Below are 21,194 nucleotides of genomic sequence, written 5' to 3'. Positions count from 1 at the left end.
ACTGCGTAGCAGTCCCCTTCTTTTCAGGGATAGACGGGGGCGCTTCGCACCCCAGCGGGAGCAAGCTCCCTCGCCACAGGGAATGTGTTCGCTGCGGTTTTTAGCGCACGTTCAGCGTGAAGCTGACCCGCGTCAGCCATTCAGCCTCAAGGGCGAAGTCGGCCTGGGTCAGTTGGTTTTCGTCCAGCCAGTTTTCAGGGAACAACACATCGAGGCTGTCGCGTTTGGCGTGCAACACCACCTGAGGCATTTCCTGGGTGCCGCGGATGTGATGGAACAGGATCGCAAAGCGCAGCAGCACGCACAGGCGAATCAGCTTGATCCCGTCCTCGCCGAAATCGGCAAACCGGTCCCGGGGAATGTTGCGTCGGTGACCGCGCACCAACAACGCGAGCATCAGTTGGTCTTCACGGGAGAACCCGGCCAGGTCCGAGTGCTCGATCAGGTAAGCGCCGTGCTTGTGGTACTGATAGTGAGCGATGTCCAGGCCCACTTCATGGACCTTGGCCGCCCAGCCGAGCAGTTCGCGCCAGACGCCGTCATCCAGTTCCCAATCCTTGGCCACCTGATCGAAGGCATGCAGGGCTTTGCGCTCGACCCGCGCCGCTTGTTCCAGATCGACGTGATAACGCTCCATCAGCGAGCTGAGCGTGCGCTCACGCACGTCTTCATGGTGATGACGGCCCAGCAGGTCATAGAGCACGCCTTCGCGCAGGGCGCCTTCACAGTGATCCATGCGCTGCAATTCTAGGGCGTCGAAGATCGCTTCGAGAATCGCCAGGCCGGCGGGGAAAATCGCGCGGCGGTCAGGTTTGATGCCTTCGAAGTCGATTTTCTCGACATCGCCCAGCTTCATCAGTTTGCGCTTGAGCCAGGCCAGGCCTTCGGCGTTGACCTCGCCCGTGCCATGACCGCCCGCCTTCAGCGCCAGGCCGATGGCGCGGATGGTGCCCGAGGAGCCGATGGCTTCATCCCAGGTCAGGCGATGCAGCGCGTGTTCGATGCTCATGATCTCCAGCCGCGCTGCGGTGTACGCCTGGGCGTAGCGGGCCGGGGTGATCTTGCCATCCTTGAAATAACGCTGGGTATAACTGACGCAGCCCATCTGCAGGCTTTCGCGCAGCAGCGGTTCGAAGCGCTGGCCGATAATGAATTCGGTACTGCCGCCGCCAATGTCGGCCACTAGGCGTTTGCCCGGGGTGTCGGCGAGGGTGTGGGACACGCCGAGGTAGATCAGGCGCGCTTCTTCACGGCCGGAGATGACTTCCACCGAGTGGCCGAGGATTTCTTCGGCGCGGCGGATGAATTCACCGCGGTTGCGGGCTTCACGCAGGGCGTTGGTGCCGACGATCCGTACGGCACCGGGCGGCATACCGTTTATCAGTTGGGCAAAACGCTTCAGGCAATCGAGCCCGCGCTGCATGGATTCTTCGTTGAGCTGACGCTCTTCGTCGATGCCGGCGGCCAGCTGAACTTTCTCCCCGAGGCGCTCGAGAATACGGATTTCGCCGTTCTGGGCCTTGGCCACGACCATGTGAAAGCTGTTGGAGCCCAGGTCGATTGCGGCGATCAGGGACAGATTCTTGGCTTGGGATTGCGGCATGGTCATGGGGTCTCGGTCGATAACCTCGACATCCTGCCACGATCAAACGCTGCCGCCAACGCGCAGCGTTCAAAGCCTTGATCCAGAGCACGGACGGCATGAGTTCCTGTGGCGAGGGAGCTTGCTCCCGCTCGACTGCGCAGCAGTCGCAAAACCTGCACATGCGATCCAGTGAAAACGAGGTGATAGTTTTTAGGGCCGCTGCGCAGCCCAGCGGGAGCAAGCTCCCTCGCCACAAAAGGGTTAGCCTGCTGCTTCAACTGTGCCGATGAAGTTCGCCAGCTCCGCCGTCTGCGGGTTCGCAAACAGAATCTTCGGATCCCCCACCTCATGCACCTTGCCCTGATGCATGAACACCAACTTATCCCCAACCTCCCGGGCAAAGCGCATTTCATGGGTGACCATGATCAGCGTCATCCCTTCCTTGGCCAGTTGCCGGACCACGCTCAGCACTTCATTGACCAATTCCGGGTCCAGCGCTGACGTGATTTCGTCGCACAGCAAGACTTTGGGAGACATTGCCAACGCCCGGGCAATCGCTACGCGCTGCTGCTGCCCGCCCGACAGCCGGTCCGGGAAGGCATCAAACTTCTCGCCCAGCCCGACCCGCTCCAGCATCTCCCGCGCCAGCTCGACCGCTTTGGCCTTCGGCACTTTCTGCACCACTTGCGGCGCGAGCATCACGTTCTCGCCCACGGTCAGGTGCGGGAACAGGTTGAACTGCTGGAACACCATCCCGACTTTCTGCCGCAAGGTGCGCAAATCGGCGCGAGCGGCATCGAGGTATTCGCCGTCGACCTCAATTACGCCGTCGTTGATCGACTCCAGGCCGTTGAGGGTGCGCAGCAAGGTGGATTTGCCCGAGCCGCTGCGGCCGATGATCGCCACCACCTGGCCTTCCTCGACGCTCAGGTCGATGCCTTTGAGCACATGGTGGTCGCCGTAATATTTATGCAGGGCGGAAATTCTAAGCAGAGGCATGCAGTCTCCTTTCCAGGTAGCGCGCACTGAGGGACAAGGGGTAGCAAAGCAGGAAGTAACCGAGGGCGACGAGGCCGTAGACCATGAACGGTTCGAACGTCGCGTTGGCGAGCATGCCGCCGGTCTTGGTTAGTTCGGTGAAGCCGATGATCGAGGTCACGGCGGTGCCTTTGACCACTTGCACCGAGAAGCCCACGGTGGGTGCCACGGCGATCCGCAGCGCTTGCGGCAGAATCACGTAGCGCAGTTGTTCCAGCGGGTTGAGCGCCAGGCTTGACGAGGCTTCCCACTGACCATTGGGAATCGAATCGACGCAGCCGCGCCAGATCTCCGCCAGATAGGCGCTGGTAAACAGCGTCAGGGCCAGCGCCGCCGCCATCCACGGCGAAATCTCCACACCGGCCAGCGCCACGCCGAAAAACACCAGAAACAGCTGCATCAACAGCGGCGTACCCTGGAACAGCTCGATGTAAGTGCGGGCAATGTTACGCGGCAGAGGCTTTTTCGAGATGCGCATGACCATGATCAGCAAGCCGATCAGCCCGCCGCCGATAAACGCCACCAGCGATAACGCCAGGGTCCACTGCAGGCCGGTGAGCAGGTTGCGCACGATGTCCCAGAAGGTGAAATCGCTCATTGGCTGCTCCTCGAGATGTAGCGACGGCCGATCCAGTTCAGCAGTTGGCGGATCAGCAGCGCCATGCACAGGTACAGCAGCGTGGTCAGGGCATAGGTTTCAAAGGCGCGGAAGTTGCGCGACTGAATGAAGTTGGCGGCAAAGCTCAATTCTTCGGTGGCGATTTGCGAACAGACCGCCGAGCCGAGCATGACGATGATGATCTGGCTGCTCAGGGCCGGCCAGACCTTGCCCAGCGCTGGCAGCAGCACCACGTGGCGGAACGCTTCGAATCGACTCATCGCCAAGGCCGCAGCGGCTTCCAGCTGTCCTCGGGGGATCGCCTGGATACCGGCGCGAATGATTTCGGTCGAATAGGCACCGAGGTTGATCACCATCGCCAGCACCGCCGCCTGCCATTCGGAAATCTGTACCCCCAGCGACGGCAAGCCAAAGAAAATGAAAAACAGCTGCACCAGAAACGGCGTATTTCGGATCAACTCGACGTAGACCCCGAAGATCGCCGAGAACGGGCGAATGTTCCACGCCCGCACCAGCGCCCCGACGATGCCCAGCCCCACACCCAGCACCGCGCCGATGGCCGTCAGTTGAAGGGTGAACAAGGCGCCGCGCAGTAGCAGATCGGTGTTTTGCACCACCGGCAGAAAGTCGAACTGATAGGCCATATCAAATCTCCCGAGCGACGATCAGAGGTCGGCCGGCAATGGCTCTTTCAGCCAGGTCTGGGAGTTTTTCTCCAGTGCTCCGTCGGTTTTGGCGGTGGCGAGGATCTGATTGACCTTGCCCAACAGCGCCGGCTCGTTCTTGTTCACGCCGACATAGACCGGCGAGTCCTTGAGCTTCACTTTCAACGCTGGAATGCGTTTAGGGTTCTTCTCGCTGATCGCGACCATCACCACGTTGCCGCTGGCGATGAGGTCGACTTGCCCGGCGATGTAGGCGGCAATGGTCGAGTTGTTGTCTTCGAAGCGTTTGATGGTCACACCTTCGGGAGCGACTTTGGTCAGCTCGATGTCTTCGATGGCGCCCCGGGTGACGCTGACGGTTTTACCCTTGAGGTCGTCCAGGCCTTTGATGTCGGCATCTGGCGGACCGAACACGGCGAGGTAGAACGGCGCATAGGCGCTGGAGAAGTCGATGACTTTCTCGCGCTCGGGGTTTTTGCCCAGGCTGGAGATCACCAGGTCGACCTTGCCGGTGGTCAGGAACGGAATGCGGTTGGTGCTGTTGACCGGGGTCAGTTCAAGTTTGACCTTGAGTTGCTCGGCCAGCAGTTTGGCGGTGTCGATGTCGAGGCCGCGGGGTTTCATGTCCGGGCCGACCGAGCCGAACGGCGGAAAGTCCTGAGGCACGGCGACCTTGAGGACGCCGCGTTTGACTACATCCTCCAGGCCGTCGGCGTGAGCGGGTGCCTGGCTCAACATCAGGCTGGCAAACAGGGCAGTGAGAAGGGCGCTGTAACGCAGGGTCATGGCGAATCTCCGAATCGACGAGGAATGAATTCTGCGGATCGACAGAGCACGGGCCATGCCAAGAAGCGGATTTGGGGGCCGCAGGCCACGGTTTTACTGGATTCTTTCGGTCTTACTGGTCTGAACAGTGGATGGGCATTTCGCACCCTCATGGCGCATCCGTGAAACGTGCCGAACCCCCATGGGGCACGACTTGCCGAGGGCTGCGAATAGCTTTACAACTAGCCGCTCATTGTCCTGGTTCGTCTGAAAAAACCATGAATTCGATTTCCAGAGCCGTACCTGAAGTGGCGCTGCAAGCCATCCGTAAACTGATCACCGAACAGGGTTTCGCGCCGGGCGATGCCTTGCCTTCGCAGCGAGATCTGGCGGTGCAATTGGGGGTGAGTCGGGCGTCCCTGCGTGAGGCGCTGTCGTCGTTGAGTGCGTTGGGCGTGATCAGCATCCAGCCGGGCAAGGGCGTATTCGTGCAGTCGCCGGTGGATTTGCCGCGCGGCGATGCGGCACTGAGCTGGCCCTTCGCAGCCCAGGCATCGCCGTTGGATATTTTCCAGTTGCGTTATGCCCTGGAAGGTTTTGCCGCCGGTTTGGCCGCGGTGACTCTGAGCACTCACGAGCTCGATACGCTGGAAGACAACGTGGCCGCCATGCGCAACGAATTGAAGGCAGGTGACTTCGAGGCGGCGGCACGACTGGATTTCGATTTTCACCGACGCATCCTGCTGGCCAGCGGTAATCAGGCAATGCTGAGCATCCTCACGGCCAGCGCCGACATCTTTCTGGAGAGCCAGAAGCTACCGTTCATCCGGGCCGAACGCGCCATGGAAACCTGGCAAGAACACCGCAAAATCCTCCGTGCGCTAGCCCGGCGTTCGTCCGGCGCGGCGCAGAAAGCCATGCAGGAACATGTACGCAATGCAGCCCTGCGTACCGGAATTGCCTTCGTCGCTCCCGCCACCCCGTGACTTGAGCTATACCCAAAGTCATGCGCCACCATAGCGAGACTCAATCAACTGCACCTTCCTGAACGAGGGAAGGGCGGCTATGATGGGCCACGTTTTTTTGCTTACAACCTGGAGACTTCCATGAGCAGCGATCTTATCAAACACGTCACCGACGCTAGCTTCGACGTCGACGTCCTCAAGGCCGAAGGCGCTGTACTGGTCGACTACTGGGCTGAATGGTGCGGCCCTTGCAAAATGATCGCTCCTGTCCTGGACGAAATTGCTGAAACCTACAAAGGCAAACTGACCGTTGCCAAGCTGAACATCGACGAGAACCAGGAAACCCCGGCCAAGCATGGCGTGCGTGGTATCCCGACTCTGATGCTGTTCAAGAACGGCAACGTTGAAGCGACCAAGGTCGGCGCACTGTCGAAGTCGCAACTGGCGGCCTTCCTCGACGCCAACATTTAAGCGTTGTTATAAAGCGTCAGGAAAAGGCCCCGCATATTGCGGGGCCTTTTCGTTATTGAGGGCTAGACGCTCCGAAACTCAGGTGGTACATTCGGCCCCGCACTGGTTTCTCCATTGCCCCCTGCTAGCCGTCGCCGACGCACTCCTTTTCGAATAAGTACGCGATCCTGTCGCCTTCTCTGCGGCGCGGCCTCATTAAGCCAAAAGCTTAATTTCCCCCCTCCATAAATGATTACGTCATTCCTATATGAATCTGACTGAACTCAAGCAAAAGCCGATTACCGAACTGCTCGAATTGGCCGAACAGATGGGCATAGAAAATATGGCCCGTTCGCGCAAGCAGGACGTGATTTTCTCCCTGCTCAAAAAGCACGCGAAAAGCGGCGAGGAAATCTCCGGTGATGGCGTGCTGGAGATTCTCCAGGACGGCTTCGGCTTCCTGCGCTCCGCTGACGCTTCCTATCTCGCCGGCCCAGACGATATCTACGTCTCGCCGAGCCAGATCCGTCGCTTCAACTTGCGCACCGGTGACACCATCGTTGGCAAGATCCGCCCTCCGAAGGAAGGCGAGCGTTATTTCGCGCTGCTCAAGGTCGACACGATCAACTACGATCGTCCCGAGAACGCGAAAAACAAGATTCTCTTCGAGAACCTGACCCCGCTGTTCCCGACCGTGCGCATGAAGATGGAAGCCGGCAACGGTTCCACCGAAGACTTGACCGGTCGTGTCATCGACCTGTGCGCCCCGATCGGCAAAGGCCAGCGCGGTCTGATCGTTGCACCGCCGAAAGCCGGTAAAACGATCATGCTGCAGAACATCGCCGCCAACATCGCTCGTAACAACCCTGAAGTTCACCTGATCGTATTGCTGATCGATGAACGTCCGGAAGAAGTGACCGAAATGCAGCGCACCGTGCGCGGCGAAGTGGTTGCCTCGACGTTCGATGAGCCGCCAACCCGCCACGTGCAGGTTGCAGAAATGGTGATCGAGAAGGCCAAGCGCCTGGTCGAACACAAGAAAGACGTGGTGATCCTGCTCGACTCCATCACCCGTCTGGCTCGTGCCTACAACACCGTGATCCCGAGCTCCGGCAAAGTACTCACCGGTGGTGTCGATGCCCACGCACTGGAGAAACCGAAACGTTTCTTCGGCGCCGCGCGGAACATCGAGGAAGGCGGTTCGCTGACCATCATCGCCACCGCGCTGGTTGAAACCGGCTCGAAGATGGACGAAGTGATCTACGAAGAATTCAAAGGCACCGGCAACATGGAACTGCCTCTGGACCGTCGTATCGCTGAAAAACGCGTGTTCCCGGCCATCAATATCAACCGTTCCGGCACCCGCCGCGAAGAGTTGCTGACGGCCGACGACGAGTTGCAGCGCATGTGGATTCTGCGCAAGCTGCTGCACCCGATGGACGAAATTGCGGCCATCGAGTTCCTGGTCGACAAGCTGAAAACGACCAAGACCAACGACGAGTTCTTCTTGTCGATGAAGCGCAAGTAAGGCGGTTTTTACATCCGCTTAAAATGGCGTCCTTCGGGGCGCCATTTTTTTTGCCAGAAAAATGGGAGGTTTGTGATTAACTCCGGTCAGTTAGAAAACAAAAAAACGATCGTAAAAACAATCAACTGACTGGCCTTACTGTTTATGAGCACGCTTGCTTATCGAAGGGATATCGACGGTTTACGCGCAATCGCCGTGATTGCCGTGGTGCTGTTCCATTTTGGCGTTCCAGGGTTTACCGGCGGGTTCGTCGGCGTCGACATTTTCTTTGTGATTTCGGGCTACCTGATCACCTCGATCATCTGGAATCAGCGTCAGGCCGGGCGTTTCAGCTTTGTCGACTTCTGGGCCCGCCGTGCCCGGCGAATCCTCCCCGCGCTGTTTGCCATGATCATTGCCGTGCTGGCGGTGGGCTGGTTTCTGTTAGCGCCCAAGGACTATGAAGAACTGGGGCGCTCTGTGCGTTACCAGGTGATGTTTGTCTCCAACATCCTGTTCATGCGTCAGGACGGCTACTTTGACGTTGCTTCCGACCTCAAGCCGTTGCTGCATACCTGGTCGCTGGCGGTTGAAGAGCAGTTCTATATCGTTTTCCCGCTGTTGCTGACGCTGTTGTCGAGTCGCCTGAAAGCCTGGCGTCTGGCGCTGTTCGCCGTATTGCTGGTGTCTTTCGGGCTCAGTGTGTGGGCCGTTGCGCATCACCCTGAGAAAGCGTTTTTCCTGTTGCCGATGCGCGCCTGGGAGTTGTTGGCCGGCGCCATGCTGGCCGTGGCGCCCAGAAGCCAATGGCGCCTGACCACCGCCGGGGCTCAAGTGGTCAGCCTGGCCGGGTTCGGGTTGATTCTGCTGGCGATAGTGGGTTACGACAAAAGCACGCCATTTCCCGGTGTCGCGGCGTTGTTGCCGACCTTGGGCGTGGTTGCACTGATCTGGGCCAATGGACACCGGCAGACCCTGGTGGGTGGGCTGCTGGCCAGTCGCGTACTGGTCGGTCTCGGGCTGATTTCCTATTCCTGGTACCTGTGGCATTGGCCGGTGTTTGTCTTCGCCAGTTACGCCAGTGTCGAGGACCCCGGCCCGTTTGATATTGCCGGCTTGATTCTGCTCACCCTGGTGCTGGGCTACTTGTCGTGGAAATTTGTCGAGACGCCGTTCCGTGAACGACGGCTGCTGGCGGGGCGTCGGCAGATGCTGCTGGCGGCGGGCGTCGGTGTACTGGTGCTGGGGTTGGCCGGGCAAACGTTACGCTGGACCCATGGCTTGCCTTCGCGCCTGTCCGATCAAGCGTTGCAGTACGCCAAGGCGAAGGAATGGCGACCGGAACTGATGCGCTGCCTGGCCGACGACAAAACCCCTGACGACAAGCTCTTCTGTCACTACGGGGCGCCGGCGTTGTCGTCACGGGTGCTGGTCTGGGGCGACAGTCACGCCACCGCGCTGATTCCGGTATTCGATGAGGGGGCGCAGAAGCATGGCGTCAGCGTGATTCTCGCCAGCTCCACGGGCTGCCTCCCGGTGGAAGGGCTTGAGCACGATCAACGGTGCGCCCGTTTCAATCGCCGGGTCGAGCAGGAGTTGAAGCCGCAGTCGGTGGGCGATGTGGTCCTTGTCGCGCGCTGGAGCCTGTATCTCTATGGTGATGCGAAAGGCGATCTCGGGCATGCACTGAAAGATGCCCATGGTCGTTACGAAAGGGCCAATGCCGAGCAGCAACTGGCGGAAGGGTTGCAGGCGACCATCCGGCAATTGCGCAATGGCGGGCATCGCGTCTGGCTGATCAAGGAAGCGCCGTTGCAACCCTTCAGCCCGCCTTACCGCCTCAGCCGCCTGGCCATGCTGCATCGTCCGACCGATGACGTCGGTTTAGCAGTGGCTGAGCACTTCAAGCGCCAGGCGTTCATCAGCCAACTGTTCGCGCAGATAGCGGCGGCGAACCCCGGCGTGACCGTGGTTGATCCGGCGCCATTGCTGTGCGATCACGCGGGCCTGTGCCGCGCCCAACTCGACGGTCATTCGCTGTATACCGACGACAATCACCTGTCGGAAGTCGGTGCGCGCTTTATCGCGCCGGTGCTTGAGCCGCTGTTCAAGCGCTTGCAAGCCCGCACGACACTGGGCAATGGCAACGCAAATGCGGCCAAGTAAGCAGCGATAAGCTGCCAGCGGGCGGCAGAGCAGGTAGGATGTACGCCTATTTTAGGGGTGCCATCGTCAATGAAATTCAAGGATCTTCGGGATTTCGTGCAGCAGCTTGAGCAGCGCGGAGAGTTGAAACGCATCCAGATCCCCGTCTCTCCAGTGCTGGAGATGACCGAAGTCTGTGATCGCACGCTTCGGGCAAAAGGCCCGGCGCTGTTGTTCGAAAACCCGACCGGCTACGACATTCCGGTGCTCGGCAACCTGTTCGGCACCCCCGAGCGGGTGGCGATGGGCATGGGCGCCGAGGCGGTCAGCGAGCTGCGCGAGATCGGCAAGCTGCTGGCCTTCCTCAAAGAGCCCGAGCCGCCGAAGGGCTTGAAAGACGCCTGGTCCAAGCTGCCGATCTTCCGCAAGATCATTGCGATGGCGCCGAAAGTCGTGAAAGACGCGGTGTGCCAGGAAGTGGTCATCGAAGGCGACGACGTCGATCTGGCGATGCTGCCGGTGCAGACCTGCTGGCCCGGCGACGTCGGCCCGCTGATCACCTGGGGCCTGACCGTCACCAAAGGTCCGAACAAAGACCGCCAGAACCTCGGCATCTACCGTCAGCAAGTGATTGGCCGCAACAAGGTCATCATGCGCTGGCTGAGCCACCGGGGCGGCGCGCTGGATTACCGTGAGTGGTGCGAAAAGCATCCCGGCCAGCCGTTCCCGGTCTCCGTGGCCCTGGGCGCTGACCCGGCGACCATCCTTGGCGCCGTGACGCCGGTACCGGACAGCCTCTCCGAATACGCCTTCGCCGGTCTGCTGCGCGGCAACCGCACCGAACTGGTGAAGTGCCGCGGCAACGACCTGCAAGTGCCGGCCACCGCCGAGATCATCCTTGAAGGCGTGATCCATCCGGGCGAGATGGCCGACGAAGGCCCTTACGGCGACCACACTGGCTACTACAACGAAGTCGACAGCTTTCCGGTGTTCACCGTCGAGCGCATCACCCACCGGATCAAACCGATCTACCACAGCACCTACACCGGCCGTCCGCCGGATGAGCCGGCGATTCTCGGCGTGGCGCTGAACGAAGTGTTCGTGCCGATCCTGCAGAAGCAGTTCCCGGAAATCACCGACTTCTACTTGCCGCCGGAAGGTTGCTCGTACCGCATGGCCATCGTGACCATGAAGAAGTCGTATCCGGGCCACGCCAAGCGGGTAATGCTCGGTGTCTGGTCGTTTTTGCGACAGTTCATGTACACCAAGTTCGTTATCGTCACAGACGACGATATCAATGCGCGAGACTGGAACGACGTGATCTGGGCCATCACCACGCGCATGGACCCCAAGCGCGACACGGTGATGATCGACAACACGCCGATCGACTACCTCGACTTCGCCTCGCCGGTCTCCGGCCTGGGTTCGAAGATGGGGCTCGATGCCACGCATAAATGGCCGGGCGAAACCACTCGCGAGTGGGGCCGGGTGATCGTCAAGGACGACGCCGTGACCCAACGGATCGATGCCATCTGGAATCAGTTAGGAATAGATTGATGCGTGTAACCTTGCAGCCTTCCGGAGCAGTGCTAGAGATTCTGCCCGGCGAGCGTATTCTCGATGGCGCGCGGCGCCTGGGCTATGAATGCCCGCAAAGCTGTCGTAACGGCAATTGCCACGTGTGCGCGGCGTTGCTGGTGGAAGGCCGGGTCGAACAGGACGGCGGTGTGCGTGACCATGGCGAGTTCTACACTTGCATAGCAGAGCCGCTGGAAGACTGCATCGTGCTGTGGGATGGCGTGCTCGCGCTGGGAGAACTGCCGGTGCGCAGCTTTTCGTGTCAGGTCATTGAATGCAGGGACGTCGGCGGCGATACCTTTCGCGTGCATCTGCGGGCGCCAGCCGGCAAGCCACCGCGTTATCACGCCGGCCAGTATTTGATGATCGAGCGCGAGAACGGCGAGAAATCCGCCTTCTCCCTGGCCTCTGCACCGCATTCCGGCCGCGACCTGGAAATTCATGTGTTGGCGCGCGAAAGCAGTGCGCTGAGCCTGATCGAACAACTGCAACGCAACCCGATGGTGCGGATCGAGATGCCGTTCGGCGATACCCATCTGGCGGAACTGCCGGACGGTCCGCTGGTGCTGATTGCCGCTGGCACCGGCATGGGCCAGATCCACAGCCTGATTGAACATTGCCGGGCCGCGGGTTTTAAACATCCGGTGCATCTGTATTGGGGTGTTCGTCGGCCTGAAGACTTTTATGAAATCGAACATTGGGATGAGTGGCTGAAACTGCCCAATCTGTTCCTGCATAAAGTCGTCAGCGATCAATGCGGCTGGCAGGGGCGTTGCGGCATGTTGCATGAGGCAGTGTGTGAGGACTTCCCTGATCTGAAAGCGCTGCACGTATATGCCAGCGGCTCACCGGCCATGGTCTACGGCACACTGGATGCGTTGGTTGAAGCGGGGATGGATGCGCATCAGATGCGCGCCGACGTGTTTGCGTACGCGCCGCGATCTTGATCCACGATTTTGATCCACGATCTGATCCACGGTCTTAATCGTTATAACTCCCCATATAGCCGATCGGTATTTATAGTTTTATATAAATGCCGGTAGGTTATATCCAAGCAAGGCAATTATTTAAGAACTGTGCCATGGCACTTAAATTGCCTGAAAACATATGTGCCTTATTGTTACAGCGGTGCGTTCTATTTAGTAATTCTTTATCCGCGGGGAGCTGAACGCTATTCGCCATGAGCGCCATTGAATCTTCATTTTTGAATCTGGCTTACCCTCCGCGGCTCGATCTGGGGCCGCAGCTTACGCACGAACAATTACTCAGCTCGATGCAGTCGACCATGGCTCGACACAAGGGCGGGCCCGTCTGGTTATTCGCTTATGGTTCGCTGATCTGGCGCCCTGAATGTGCGGCGGTGGAGCGAGTGCGCGGCCGAGTGCATGGCTACCATCGCGGGTTATACCTGTGGTCCCACGAACATCGCGGCACGCCGGAAGTCCCTGGTCTGGTCTTTGGCCTGGATCGCGGCGGTTCTTGCAGCGGCTTCGCTTACCGTTTGCCCGAAGAACAACTGGAAGCCTCGCTTTATGCGCTTTGGCAGCGCGAAATGCCGTTCCCGTCTTATCGGCCACACTGGCTCAACTGCCGTCTCGAAGACGGAAGCCAGGTTCAGGCCTTGGGATTTGTGTTGGAGCGGCACTTGCCCAGCTATGCCGGCAACTTGCCGGATCATGTGCTGAGCCATGTGTTCGAAAACGCTTGCGGGCGTTACGGCACCACTCGCGATTATGTCGAGCAGACCGCCAACGCCCTGCGTAGCCACGCCATGCCAGACCGGAATCTGGAGGCGCGGCTCAAGCGCTGCCAATCAAAAGCCGATCAGGCGATCGCTTCTTCGCGGGTCTGACTGGCGATTTGCTTGTGCCCCAGCGTGGGCGCCAGGAACGCCATTGCCAGCAAGCAGGCGGCGACCAACAGGATGAAGCCACCATCCCAGCCGAAGTAGTCCACGGTGTAGCCCATCAGCGCACTGGCCGCGACTGACCCGCCCAAGTAACCGAACAGACCGGTAAAGCCCGCGGCAGTACCGGCGGCCTTTTTCGGTACCAGTTCCAGCGCTTGCAAGCCCACCAGCATCACCGGGCCGTAGATCAGGAAGCCGATCGCGAACAGCGAGATCATGTCGACCATCGGGTTACCCGGCGGATTCAGCCAGTACACGATCGTCGCAACGGTCACCAACGCCATGAACACCATGCCGGTCAGGCCACGGTTGCCACGGAAAACCTTGTCCGACATCCAGCCGCACAGCAACGTGCCCGGAATGCCTGCCCACTCATAGAGGAAATACGCCCACGAACTCTTGTCGAAGTCGAAGTGCTTGACCTCTTTGAGGTAAGTCGGTGCCCAGTCCAGGATGCCGTAGCGCAGCAGGTAGACAAAGACGTTAGCCAGGGCAATGAACCAGAGCATTTTGTTGCGCAGCACGTATTTGACGAAGATGTCCTTGGCGCTGAATTCTTCTTCGTGGCTGGCGTCGTAGCCTTCCGGGTAATCGTTCTTGTACTTCTCGATCGGCGGCAGGCCTGTCGATTGTGGTGTGTCGCGCATCACAATGAACGCAAAGACCGCAACCAGCAGCGCCACGGCGGCCGGGACGTAGAACTTGCTGTGCCAGTCGTTGAACCAGCCCATGCCGAGAATCGCCAGCGGGCCGATCAAGCCACCGCCGACGTTATGCGCGGTGTTCCAGATCGACACCACTTGGCCACGTTCTTTCTGCGACCACCAGTGCACCATGGTGCGGCCACTTGGCGGCCAGCCCATGCCTTGCGCCCAGCCGTTGATGAACAACAGGATGAACATCATGGTCACGCTGGACGTCGCCCACGGTGCGAAACCGAAAACGAACATCACCCCGGCGGAGACCACCAGGCCGAAGGGCAGGAAGTAACGCGGGTTGGAGCGGTCGGACACGATGCCCATCAAAAACTTGGACAGACCGTAGGCGATGGCAATCGCCGACATGGCCACACCCAGTTGACCCTTCGTATAGCCTTGGGCGATCAGATCGGGGAACGCCAGGGTGAAGTTCTTGCGCAGCAGGTAGTAACCCGCATACCCGATGAAAATCCCGGCGAAGATCTGCCAGCGGAGGCGTTTATAGGTGTCGTCTATTTTTTCTTCAGGCAATGGAGCCTGATGTGCGGCAGGACGAAAGAAAGCAAACATTCAAGAGCTCCAGATTTCTTGTTTTGACTGCGGATGCGAATGTTACAGTTTCGTTACCGAAAATAGCACCGGTTCGCATCGACCAAACAGCGGAAATGTGGGCAGTTGCGTGTTCCTTTATGAACATGTCGCACAGGTATAAGTGAAGGGCGTTATGGGAATGGTCCTGGGCGGCGGTTGATGAGGCATTTCAAGCGTCCTGAAAAAGCGGCCCGGACAATCCGGCCCGCTTTTTAACGTTCAGCGAACCTGTACCACCACTTTCCCGACCGCTTTGCGCTGGCCAAGATCATTGATCGCCTGCGCCGCATTGCTCAGCGGATACACCTGCGAAACCAACGGCCTCAGTTTGCCCTCGGCAAACCAGTCAAATAACTGCTGGAAGTTCGCCGCGTTGTCCTGCGGCTGGCGTTGGGCAAACGAGCCCCAGAACACGCCGACTACGGCAGCGCCCTTGAGCAGCGCCAGGTTCACCGGTAGTTCTGGAATGCGTCCGCTGGCGAAACCGACCACCAGCAAGCGGCCATTCCAGGCGATGGCGCGGATGGCCTGGTCGAACAGATCGCCGCCGACCGGGTCGTAAATCACGTCGGCACCCTGGCCGTCGGTCAGGCGTTTGATTTCGTCCTTGAGGCTGGTTTCGCTGTAGTTGATCAGTTCATCGGCGCCGGCTGCCTTGGCCACCGCAAGTTTTTCGGCGCTGCTGGCGGCGGCAATCACGCGGGCGCCCATGGCTTTGCCGATTTCCACGGCGGCCAGGCCAACACCGCCGGAAGCGCCGAGCACCAGCAGGGTTTCACCCGGTTGCAGGTTGGCCCGTTGCTTGAGTGCGTGCATCGAGGTGCCGTAAGTCATGCTGAACGCGGCAGCGGTGTTGAAGTCCATCGAGGGCGGAATCGGCAGCACGTTGTAGCCCGGCACGGCGACCTGCTCGGCGAAACTGCCCCAGCCGGTCAGGGCCATGACCCGGTCACCGACCTTGAGGTGGCTGACTTTTTCGCCCACTGCACTGACCACACCGGCCGCTTCGCCACCCGGGGAAAACGGGAAGGGCGGCTTGAACTGGTATTTGCCCTCGATGATCAGCGTGTCCGGGAAATTCACCCCGGCGGCATGCACGTCCAGCAGGATTTCATTCTTCTTCGCGACAGGGCTGGCGACGTCTTCCAGCACCAGCGATTCGGCAGGGCCGAAGGCTTTGCACAGCACGGCTTTCATCAGGGCTATTCCTTTGGGAGTGATGGCCGATAAGTGTAGGTGTGTGAGTCGATGGGTCAACGAGCATGCCCGACCCTGATAGTCAGCCATAAGCTTGTGCTTGAGCGGCGGGTCGTTATGCTAGGCCGCAAACCGGATAAGGAGCGAATTGTGAAAGCGTGGATCATGTTGTTGCTGGCCCTGTCTCTGCCTGTGGCAGCGATGGCCGAAGAAGCCAAAGAAGGTGAAGCTCCGAAGGTCAATTACATCACCTTGAGCCCGCCGTTCGTGGGCAACTATGGGCTGGACGGTACGCCGAAGCTCAAGGTCTACAAGGCCGATGTGGCATTGCGCGTGACCGGTGAGGAGGCGACCAAGGCAGTGAAGGCCAACGAGCCGTTGATCCGTAATCAGCTGGTGGCGTTGTTTGCCCAGCAGACGACCGAAGCGATGAGCAACGTTGAAGCCAAGGAGAAGCTGCGTCAGGAAGCCCTGAAGCAGACTCAGCAAGTGATGAACGATGAGACCGGCAAGCCGATGGTTGAGGATTTGTTGTTCAACAACCTCATCATTCAGTAAGTCTCTCGCTGCCCGGGCCGGCCTCTTCACGAGCAATCCCGCTCCCACAGGAACTGAGCAGAACCCTGTGGGCGCCGGCTTGCCCGCGATTCAGGACGCCAGGCTCTTGCGAAACCGCATCAGCGCCACGCTAAAAAACAGCAGGCCAATGGCGCTCAATGCCAGCAAGTCCGGCCACACCACATTGATCCCCGCGTCGCGAAACAGTATCGCGGCGCTGAGGCTGACGAAGTGGGTCGATGGCGAGCCCTGCATGACCCATTGCAGCCATTGCGGCATGCTGTCGAGCGGCGTACTGCCGCCGGAGAGCAGCAACATCGGGATGATCACCGGAATCGCCAGCAGGCCGAATTGCGGTGTCGAGCGGGCGAGGGTCGCAAGGAATATCCCCAGCGCTGTGCTGGCGAACAGATAAACGGCCGTCACCATCAGGAACAGGGTCATGGAACCGGCCAGCGGCACGCCGAGTGCACCTTTGACGATCACCTCCAGCGAGATCCAGGTGCACAGCACCACCACCAGCATGTTGCTCCAGATTTTCGCCAGCATGATTTCAAGCGCCGTGAGGGGCAGCACCAGCAAATGGTCGAGGGTGCCGTGTTCGCGCTCACGCAACAACGCTGTGCCGGTCAGGATGATGGCGAGGATGGTGATGTTGTTGACGATTTGAATCACCGCCAGGAACCAGCCGCCCTCCAGATTGGTATTGAACAGCGCTCGGGTGGTCAGCAGCACGGGGGCTTTGCTCGCTGCATCGCCTTGTTCACTGTAGGTCTGCAGTTCGCGCTGGAAAATCCGTCCGATGTAGCCCGCCCCCATGAACGCCTGGCTCATGGCTGTGGCGTCGACGTTGACCTGCACGGCTGGCTGGCGGCCAGCCAACAGATCTGCCTGGAAATTGGCCGGAATATTGATGACGAAGGTGAATCGACCGCTGTCCAGCACATCGTCCAGTTGTTCATAGGGCAACGACACCGGCGCCTGGAATTCCGGCGGCTGCAGGGCTTGCGCCAATTGTCGTGACAGGTGGCTGTGATCTTCATCGACCATGGCCACGCTGGCGTTGTGCACGCCAATCACCGAGCCCGCGGCCGGCATGTAGATCGCGACGGTGAAGGCATAGAACAGGAACAGTAGCAACACGCTGTCGTGTCGCAGGCTGGTGAGTTCCTTGAGGCCAAGTCGCAGGATGTGCGCAAGCTTGTGCATCAGGCCTCCTGCTTTTTCAGCATGGCCAGGCTAAGGCCGGTAAACCCCAGGAAAAACCCGAACAGTGCCAGGCATTGCGGCCACAACTGCCGGATATCCAGGGCCTTGGTAAACGTGCCAACGGCAATATCGAGGAAATAACCCGCCGGGAACAGCATCCCCATGACAGCGGCCGCGCCATCGAGTGACGAGCGCGGCACGATCAAGCCGGAGAACTGAATGGTCGGCAGACTGGTAATGATCATGGTGCCGAGAATGGCGGCAATCTGGGTTCGGGTGAACGCCGAAATCAACAGGCCCATGCTGGTGGTCGCCAGCACGTAGAGCAGCCCGCCGAAGGCCAGGGTCAGGCCGCTGCCCTTGAAAGGCACGCCGAACAGCCAGCGATTCATAGCCGTCAGGACGGCGAGGTTGATCAAGCTGATGGCCAGATATGGCGCTTGCTTACCTAGCAGGAACTCCAGTCGCGTCAGCGGTGTGGCGTAGAAGTTGGTGATCGAGCCCAGTTCTTTCTCCCGCACGATGCCCAGCGCCGTCAGCATGGCCGGGATGAACGCCAGGATCAGCGCCATCACCCCGGGACCGATGGCGTTGACGCTGACGACATCCTGGTTGTAGCGGAAGCGGGTTTCCAGTTGGGCTGCCGCTTGCCGGTTCAGTGCGGGGCTGGACTGCTCGGCCAATTGCAACAGGTTGCCCTGGTGTACCGCTTCCACGTAATTGCGGCTGGTTTCGGCGCGAAACGGCATGCCGCCATCGAGCCAGGCCGCGACAGCGGGTTGGCGACCGGCGAACAAGTCCCGGCCGAATCCCGGCGGGACTTCCAGCGCCAGTTTGATTTCCGAGCGCTGTAATCGTCGATGCAATTGCGCCGGATCGCTGATGGGCGGTTGTTCGTCGAAGTAACGGGAGCTGCGGAAAGCCTCCAGATACGCCCGGCTTTGTGGCGTCTGGTCCTGGTCGTAAACCGCGAAGGCGAGTTTTTCCACATCCAGGGAAATGCCGTAGCCGAAAATCACCATCATGAACATCGCCCCGAGCAGGGCAAAGGCCATGCGCACTTTATCGCGCAGCAACTCCTTGCCTTCACGACTCGCCAGCGCCCGCAACCGTCCAAAACTGAAGCGGCTGTCTTGCATCGGGGCGACGGGGGCGAGCGTCGTGTCGATGGGCGTTGGTGGCGCCGCCGTTGCGATCGGGCCCTGGGCCTGCTCCAGGCAGGTGACGAACGCCGCCTCCAGAGTCTGGCCCTTGAACTGCAGTTGCAGAGCCGCCGGGGTGTCGCAGGCCAGGACCTTGCCGGCGTGCATCAGCGAGATGCGGTCACAGCGCTGGGCTTCGTTCATGAAATGCGTGGAGAGGAAAATCGTCACGCCCTGTTCGCGAGACAGTTCGATCAGCAGCCGCCAGAAATCATCCCGTGCGGCCGGGTCGACGCCGGACGTCGGTTCGTCGAGGATCAGCACTTCGGGGCGATGTAGCACCGCCACCGCCAGGGATAAGCGTTGGCGCAGGCCCAGTGGCAGTCCTCCGGACGGCTGATGAGCGACGCTGCCCAGGTTGAAGCGCTGGATCAGCTCATCGATGCGCTGTGCGCTCTCGGCCTTGGGCAAATCGAACAGTCGGGCGTGCAAGTCCAGATTCTGCCGCACGCTGAGTTCGCCATAGAGCGAGAAGCTCTGGGACATGAAGCCGACGCGCTTGCGGGTAGCCAGATCCTTGGCATTCACTGGATTGCCCAGCAGCGTGGCGCGGCCTTCGCTGGCCGGGATCAGCCCGGTGAGGACTTTCATGGTGGTGGTTTTGCCGCAGCCATTGGAGCCCAGAAACCCGAAGATCTCGCCGCGGCCGATGGCGAAGCTGACCTTGTCCACCGCCGTGAAATCGCCGAAGCGCAGGGTCAGGTCATGGGCTTCGATGGCGATGTCGGCCGTGGCGTTGGTTCGGGCAGGGATCACCAGCGGCTGGTTGTCACGGCCGCTGTCGCCCTGAAAGTGAGTAAAGGCCTCATCGAGCTTGCCGCTGGGGGTCGCTGCCCCAAGGTCGCTGGTCAAGCCGGCGGCAATCAGTTTGCCGCCATCGAGCATCAGGCAGTGTTCGAATTGCTCGGCCTCTTCCATGTACGCGGTGGCAACCAACAGCGTCAATTGCGGACGTTGACGCCGGACGTCATCAATCAATTCCCAGAAGCGCCGCCGGGACAGCGGATCGACGCCAGTGGTCGGTTCATCGAGGATCAACAGGTCGGGTTCATGAATCAGCGCACAACAGAGGCCGAGCTTCTGTTTCATGCCGCCCGATAACTTGCCCGCCGGGCGCTCGGCAAACCGCTGCAGATCGGTGGCCAGCAACAGACTTTGCATGCGCTGATCGCATTCGGCTCCGGACAGGCCGAACAAAGTGGCGAAGAAGTGAATGTTTTCGCTGATCGACAGCTCGGGATACAGGTTGCCGCCCAGGCCTTGAGGCATGAACGCAATTCGCGAATAGAGGCTGATACGGTGGCGCCGGTCCTGGATCGAGCCGCTGAGCACGTCCAGTTGGCCGTCTTGCAGCGTCTTCACACCGGCGATTAATCCCAGCAGGCTGGATTTCCCGGCGCCGTCCGGACCGATCAAGCCGCACCGGGTGCCGGCGGGCAGGCTGAACGTGATGTCGGTCAGCACCTGCTGTTGGCCGTATCGGTGCTGAAGGTCGGTGGCTTGCAGCGCCAGGCCGGTCATTGAAGATTGGCCGGCCAGCCAATGGGCGCGGTGCGCACGTAGCCGTTACCGGGCATCCCCGGTTTGGCCTGGGGCACGCTGCTGGGTTGGGTCAGGCGCAGCTTGACCCGAAACACCAGTTTCTGACGTTCGTCGCGGGTCTCGACTTCTTTGGGGGTGAATTGCGATTTGGCTGCCACGAAGCTGATTTTCGCCGGCAACGGCTGGCCGGGCAGGGCGTCCAGCAGGATCCGCGCTTCATCACCGACCGCCAGGCGTCCCACTACGGATGTGGCGAGATAGAGGTTCATGTACTGATCGTTCGGATCAATCAGCAACAACACTCGCCCACCGGCACCGAGGACTTCACCGGGTTCGGCCATGCGCAGCTGAATCACCCCGTCAATGGGCGCCCGCAGGCTGCTGTCGTCAATCTCGCTGGTCAGCTGAGCGACTTGTGCCTGCGCCGCGCCAATGGCGGCGCCGACGGCGGACACCTGCGCACGGGCCGCGGTGACGGCCGCGTTGCTCGTTTCGAAGCGAGATTGTTGCTGATCGATGGTCTGGCCACTGGAGAAGCCACGCTTGAACAATTCCTGAGAACGGCTGAGCTCTTGGTGGGCAAGCCGTTGCTCGCTCTGGCGCAGTTGCACATTGGCCTGGGCGGCATTGAGGTTTTCCCGGGCGCGTATCACTTCGGCTTCGGCCTGGTTGCGCTGGGCTTCGAGGGTCCGGGTGTCCATGCGTGCCAGCAGTTGACCCTTGGTCACCTTGTCGCCTTCATCGACCAGGACTTCGGCCAGCCGGCCGGCTGTTTTGCTGGCGATCTGTACTTCAGTGGCTTCAAGTCGGCCATTACCGACATACAACCCTTCGGGCAGTCGGCTAAGGGTCGACTTCCAATAACCAAAACCCCCAGCGGCCAGTAACACTGCCCCCAGTAAAAAGGCGAAAAAAAGTGAAGAGCGGCGGTGAATCGACATGTCGGCATCCTGCGTCTGTAGCGTCGTAGT

The 21,194-nt window shown here is 60.1% G+C and carries 18 protein-coding genes; 8 read left to right on the top strand and 10 right to left on the bottom strand.

Going from position 1 to position 21,194, the window contains the following annotated elements; genetic code table 11:
- Positions 1–100: 100 nt before the first annotated feature.
- From ppx to HP062_RS19660, 5 genes are all read right to left on the bottom strand, one after another.
- Positions 101–1,603, bottom strand: a complete 1,503-nt coding sequence (gene ppx / locus HP062_RS19680; RefSeq protein ID WP_010465038.1) for an exopolyphosphatase — start codon at positions 1,601–1,603, stop codon at positions 101–103.
- Positions 1,604–1,846: 243 nt separating this feature from the next.
- A complete protein-coding gene (locus tag HP062_RS19675; protein WP_010465037.1) occupies positions 1,847–2,584 on the bottom strand; it encodes an amino acid ABC transporter ATP-binding protein in 738 nt (245 codons plus the stop codon).
- Entirely contained in the window at positions 2,571–3,221 is a 651-nt protein-coding gene (locus tag HP062_RS19670; RefSeq protein WP_083375491.1) for an amino acid ABC transporter permease, read from the bottom strand. The genes HP062_RS19675 and HP062_RS19670 overlap by 14 nt, the downstream gene beginning before the upstream one ends.
- Positions 3,218–3,886 (bottom strand): amino acid ABC transporter permease, encoded by a 669-nt coding sequence (locus HP062_RS19665; protein ID WP_169857174.1) that lies wholly within the window; start codon positions 3,884–3,886, stop codon positions 3,218–3,220. Before HP062_RS19665 ends, HP062_RS19670 begins: the two co-directional genes overlap by 4 nt.
- A 21-nt stretch (positions 3,887–3,907) precedes the next feature.
- Positions 3,908–4,693: a transporter substrate-binding domain-containing protein gene (locus tag HP062_RS19660; protein WP_172791904.1), complete on the bottom strand. Its 786-nt coding sequence runs from the start codon at positions 4,691–4,693 to the stop codon at positions 3,908–3,910.
- 257 nt (positions 4,694–4,950) lie between these two features.
- Between HP062_RS19660 and HP062_RS19655 the strand changes: the two genes are divergently transcribed.
- The 7 genes from HP062_RS19655 (at position 4,951) to HP062_RS19625 (ending at position 13,169) form a co-directional block, all read left to right on the top strand.
- A complete protein-coding gene (locus HP062_RS19655) occupies positions 4,951–5,658 on the top strand; it encodes a FadR/GntR family transcriptional regulator (RefSeq protein ID WP_010465028.1) in 708 nt (235 codons plus the stop codon).
- A gap of 120 nt (positions 5,659–5,778) precedes the next feature.
- The gene (gene trxA, locus HP062_RS19650; protein ID WP_008150340.1) at positions 5,779–6,108 is read left to right on the top strand and encodes a thioredoxin TrxA; all 330 of its coding nucleotides are present in this window, start codon (positions 5,779–5,781) and stop codon (positions 6,106–6,108) included.
- A 247-nt stretch (positions 6,109–6,355) separates the two neighbouring features.
- Positions 6,356–7,615, top strand: coding sequence for a transcription termination factor Rho (gene rho / locus HP062_RS19645; protein ID WP_007942421.1), 1,260 nt, complete (start codon positions 6,356–6,358; stop codon positions 7,613–7,615).
- 144 nt (positions 7,616–7,759) lie between these two features.
- Positions 7,760–9,760 carry an acyltransferase family protein gene (locus tag HP062_RS19640; protein WP_172791903.1) on the top strand — a complete coding sequence of 667 codons (2,001 nt, stop codon included), beginning with the start codon at positions 7,760–7,762 and terminating at the stop codon, positions 9,758–9,760.
- 69 nt (positions 9,761–9,829) lie between these two features.
- Positions 9,830–11,296 (top strand): 4-hydroxy-3-polyprenylbenzoate decarboxylase, encoded by a 1,467-nt coding sequence (ubiD, locus tag HP062_RS19635; protein WP_007942423.1) that lies wholly within the window; start codon positions 9,830–9,832, stop codon positions 11,294–11,296.
- Positions 11,296–12,264 carry a CDP-6-deoxy-delta-3,4-glucoseen reductase gene (locus HP062_RS19630; RefSeq protein ID WP_010465021.1) on the top strand — a complete coding sequence of 323 codons (969 nt, stop codon included), beginning with the start codon at positions 11,296–11,298 and terminating at the stop codon, positions 12,262–12,264. The genes ubiD and HP062_RS19630 overlap by 1 nt, the downstream gene beginning before the upstream one ends.
- Positions 12,265–12,497: 233 nt before the next feature.
- Positions 12,498–13,169 carry a gamma-glutamylcyclotransferase gene (locus HP062_RS19625; protein WP_010465019.1) on the top strand — a complete coding sequence of 224 codons (672 nt, stop codon included), beginning with the start codon at positions 12,498–12,500 and terminating at the stop codon, positions 13,167–13,169.
- On the opposite strand, the gene glpT is transcribed toward HP062_RS19625, so the two are convergent.
- The gene (gene glpT, locus HP062_RS19620; protein WP_010465017.1) at positions 13,142–14,494 is read right to left on the bottom strand and encodes a glycerol-3-phosphate transporter; all 1,353 of its coding nucleotides are present in this window, start codon (positions 14,492–14,494) and stop codon (positions 13,142–13,144) included. The two genes, HP062_RS19625 and glpT, sit on opposite strands and share 28 nt — an antisense overlap.
- Positions 14,495–14,734: 240 nt before the next feature.
- Positions 14,735–15,712, bottom strand: coding sequence for an NADPH:quinone oxidoreductase family protein (locus tag HP062_RS19615; protein WP_172791902.1), 978 nt, complete (start codon positions 15,710–15,712; stop codon positions 14,735–14,737).
- A gap of 150 nt (positions 15,713–15,862) precedes the next feature.
- Here HP062_RS19615 and HP062_RS19610 point away from each other — a divergent pair, with 150 nt between their 5' ends.
- The gene (locus HP062_RS19610; protein ID WP_010465012.1) at positions 15,863–16,270 is read left to right on the top strand and encodes a flagellar basal body-associated protein FliL; all 408 of its coding nucleotides are present in this window, start codon (positions 15,863–15,865) and stop codon (positions 16,268–16,270) included.
- A gap of 90 nt (positions 16,271–16,360) precedes the next feature.
- On the opposite strand, the gene HP062_RS19605 is transcribed toward HP062_RS19610, so the two are convergent.
- Genes HP062_RS19605 through HP062_RS19595 form a run of 3 tightly spaced genes read right to left on the bottom strand, consistent with a single transcriptional unit; the run spans position 16,361 to position 21,164 of the window.
- Positions 16,361–17,479: an ABC transporter permease gene (locus HP062_RS19605; RefSeq protein WP_077747165.1), complete on the bottom strand. Its 1,119-nt coding sequence runs from the start codon at positions 17,477–17,479 to the stop codon at positions 16,361–16,363.
- Positions 17,479–20,202, bottom strand: coding sequence for a ribosome-associated ATPase/putative transporter RbbA (gene rbbA / locus HP062_RS19600; RefSeq protein WP_172791901.1), 2,724 nt, complete (start codon positions 20,200–20,202; stop codon positions 17,479–17,481). The genes HP062_RS19605 and rbbA overlap by 1 nt, the downstream gene beginning before the upstream one ends.
- Positions 20,199–21,164 carry an HlyD family secretion protein gene (locus tag HP062_RS19595; RefSeq protein ID WP_077747167.1) on the bottom strand — a complete coding sequence of 322 codons (966 nt, stop codon included), beginning with the start codon at positions 21,162–21,164 and terminating at the stop codon, positions 20,199–20,201. Before HP062_RS19595 ends, rbbA begins: the two co-directional genes overlap by 4 nt.
- Between the last annotated feature and the right edge of the window lie 30 nt (positions 21,165–21,194).

This window comes from Pseudomonas sp. B14-6 (assembly GCF_013260315.1).
Classification (GTDB): Bacteria; Pseudomonadota; Gammaproteobacteria; order Pseudomonadales; family Pseudomonadaceae; genus Aquipseudomonas; species Aquipseudomonas mandelii.
Note: the sequence above shows the minus strand (reverse complement) of the source record. Positions and strands in the feature narration are given on the sequence as shown.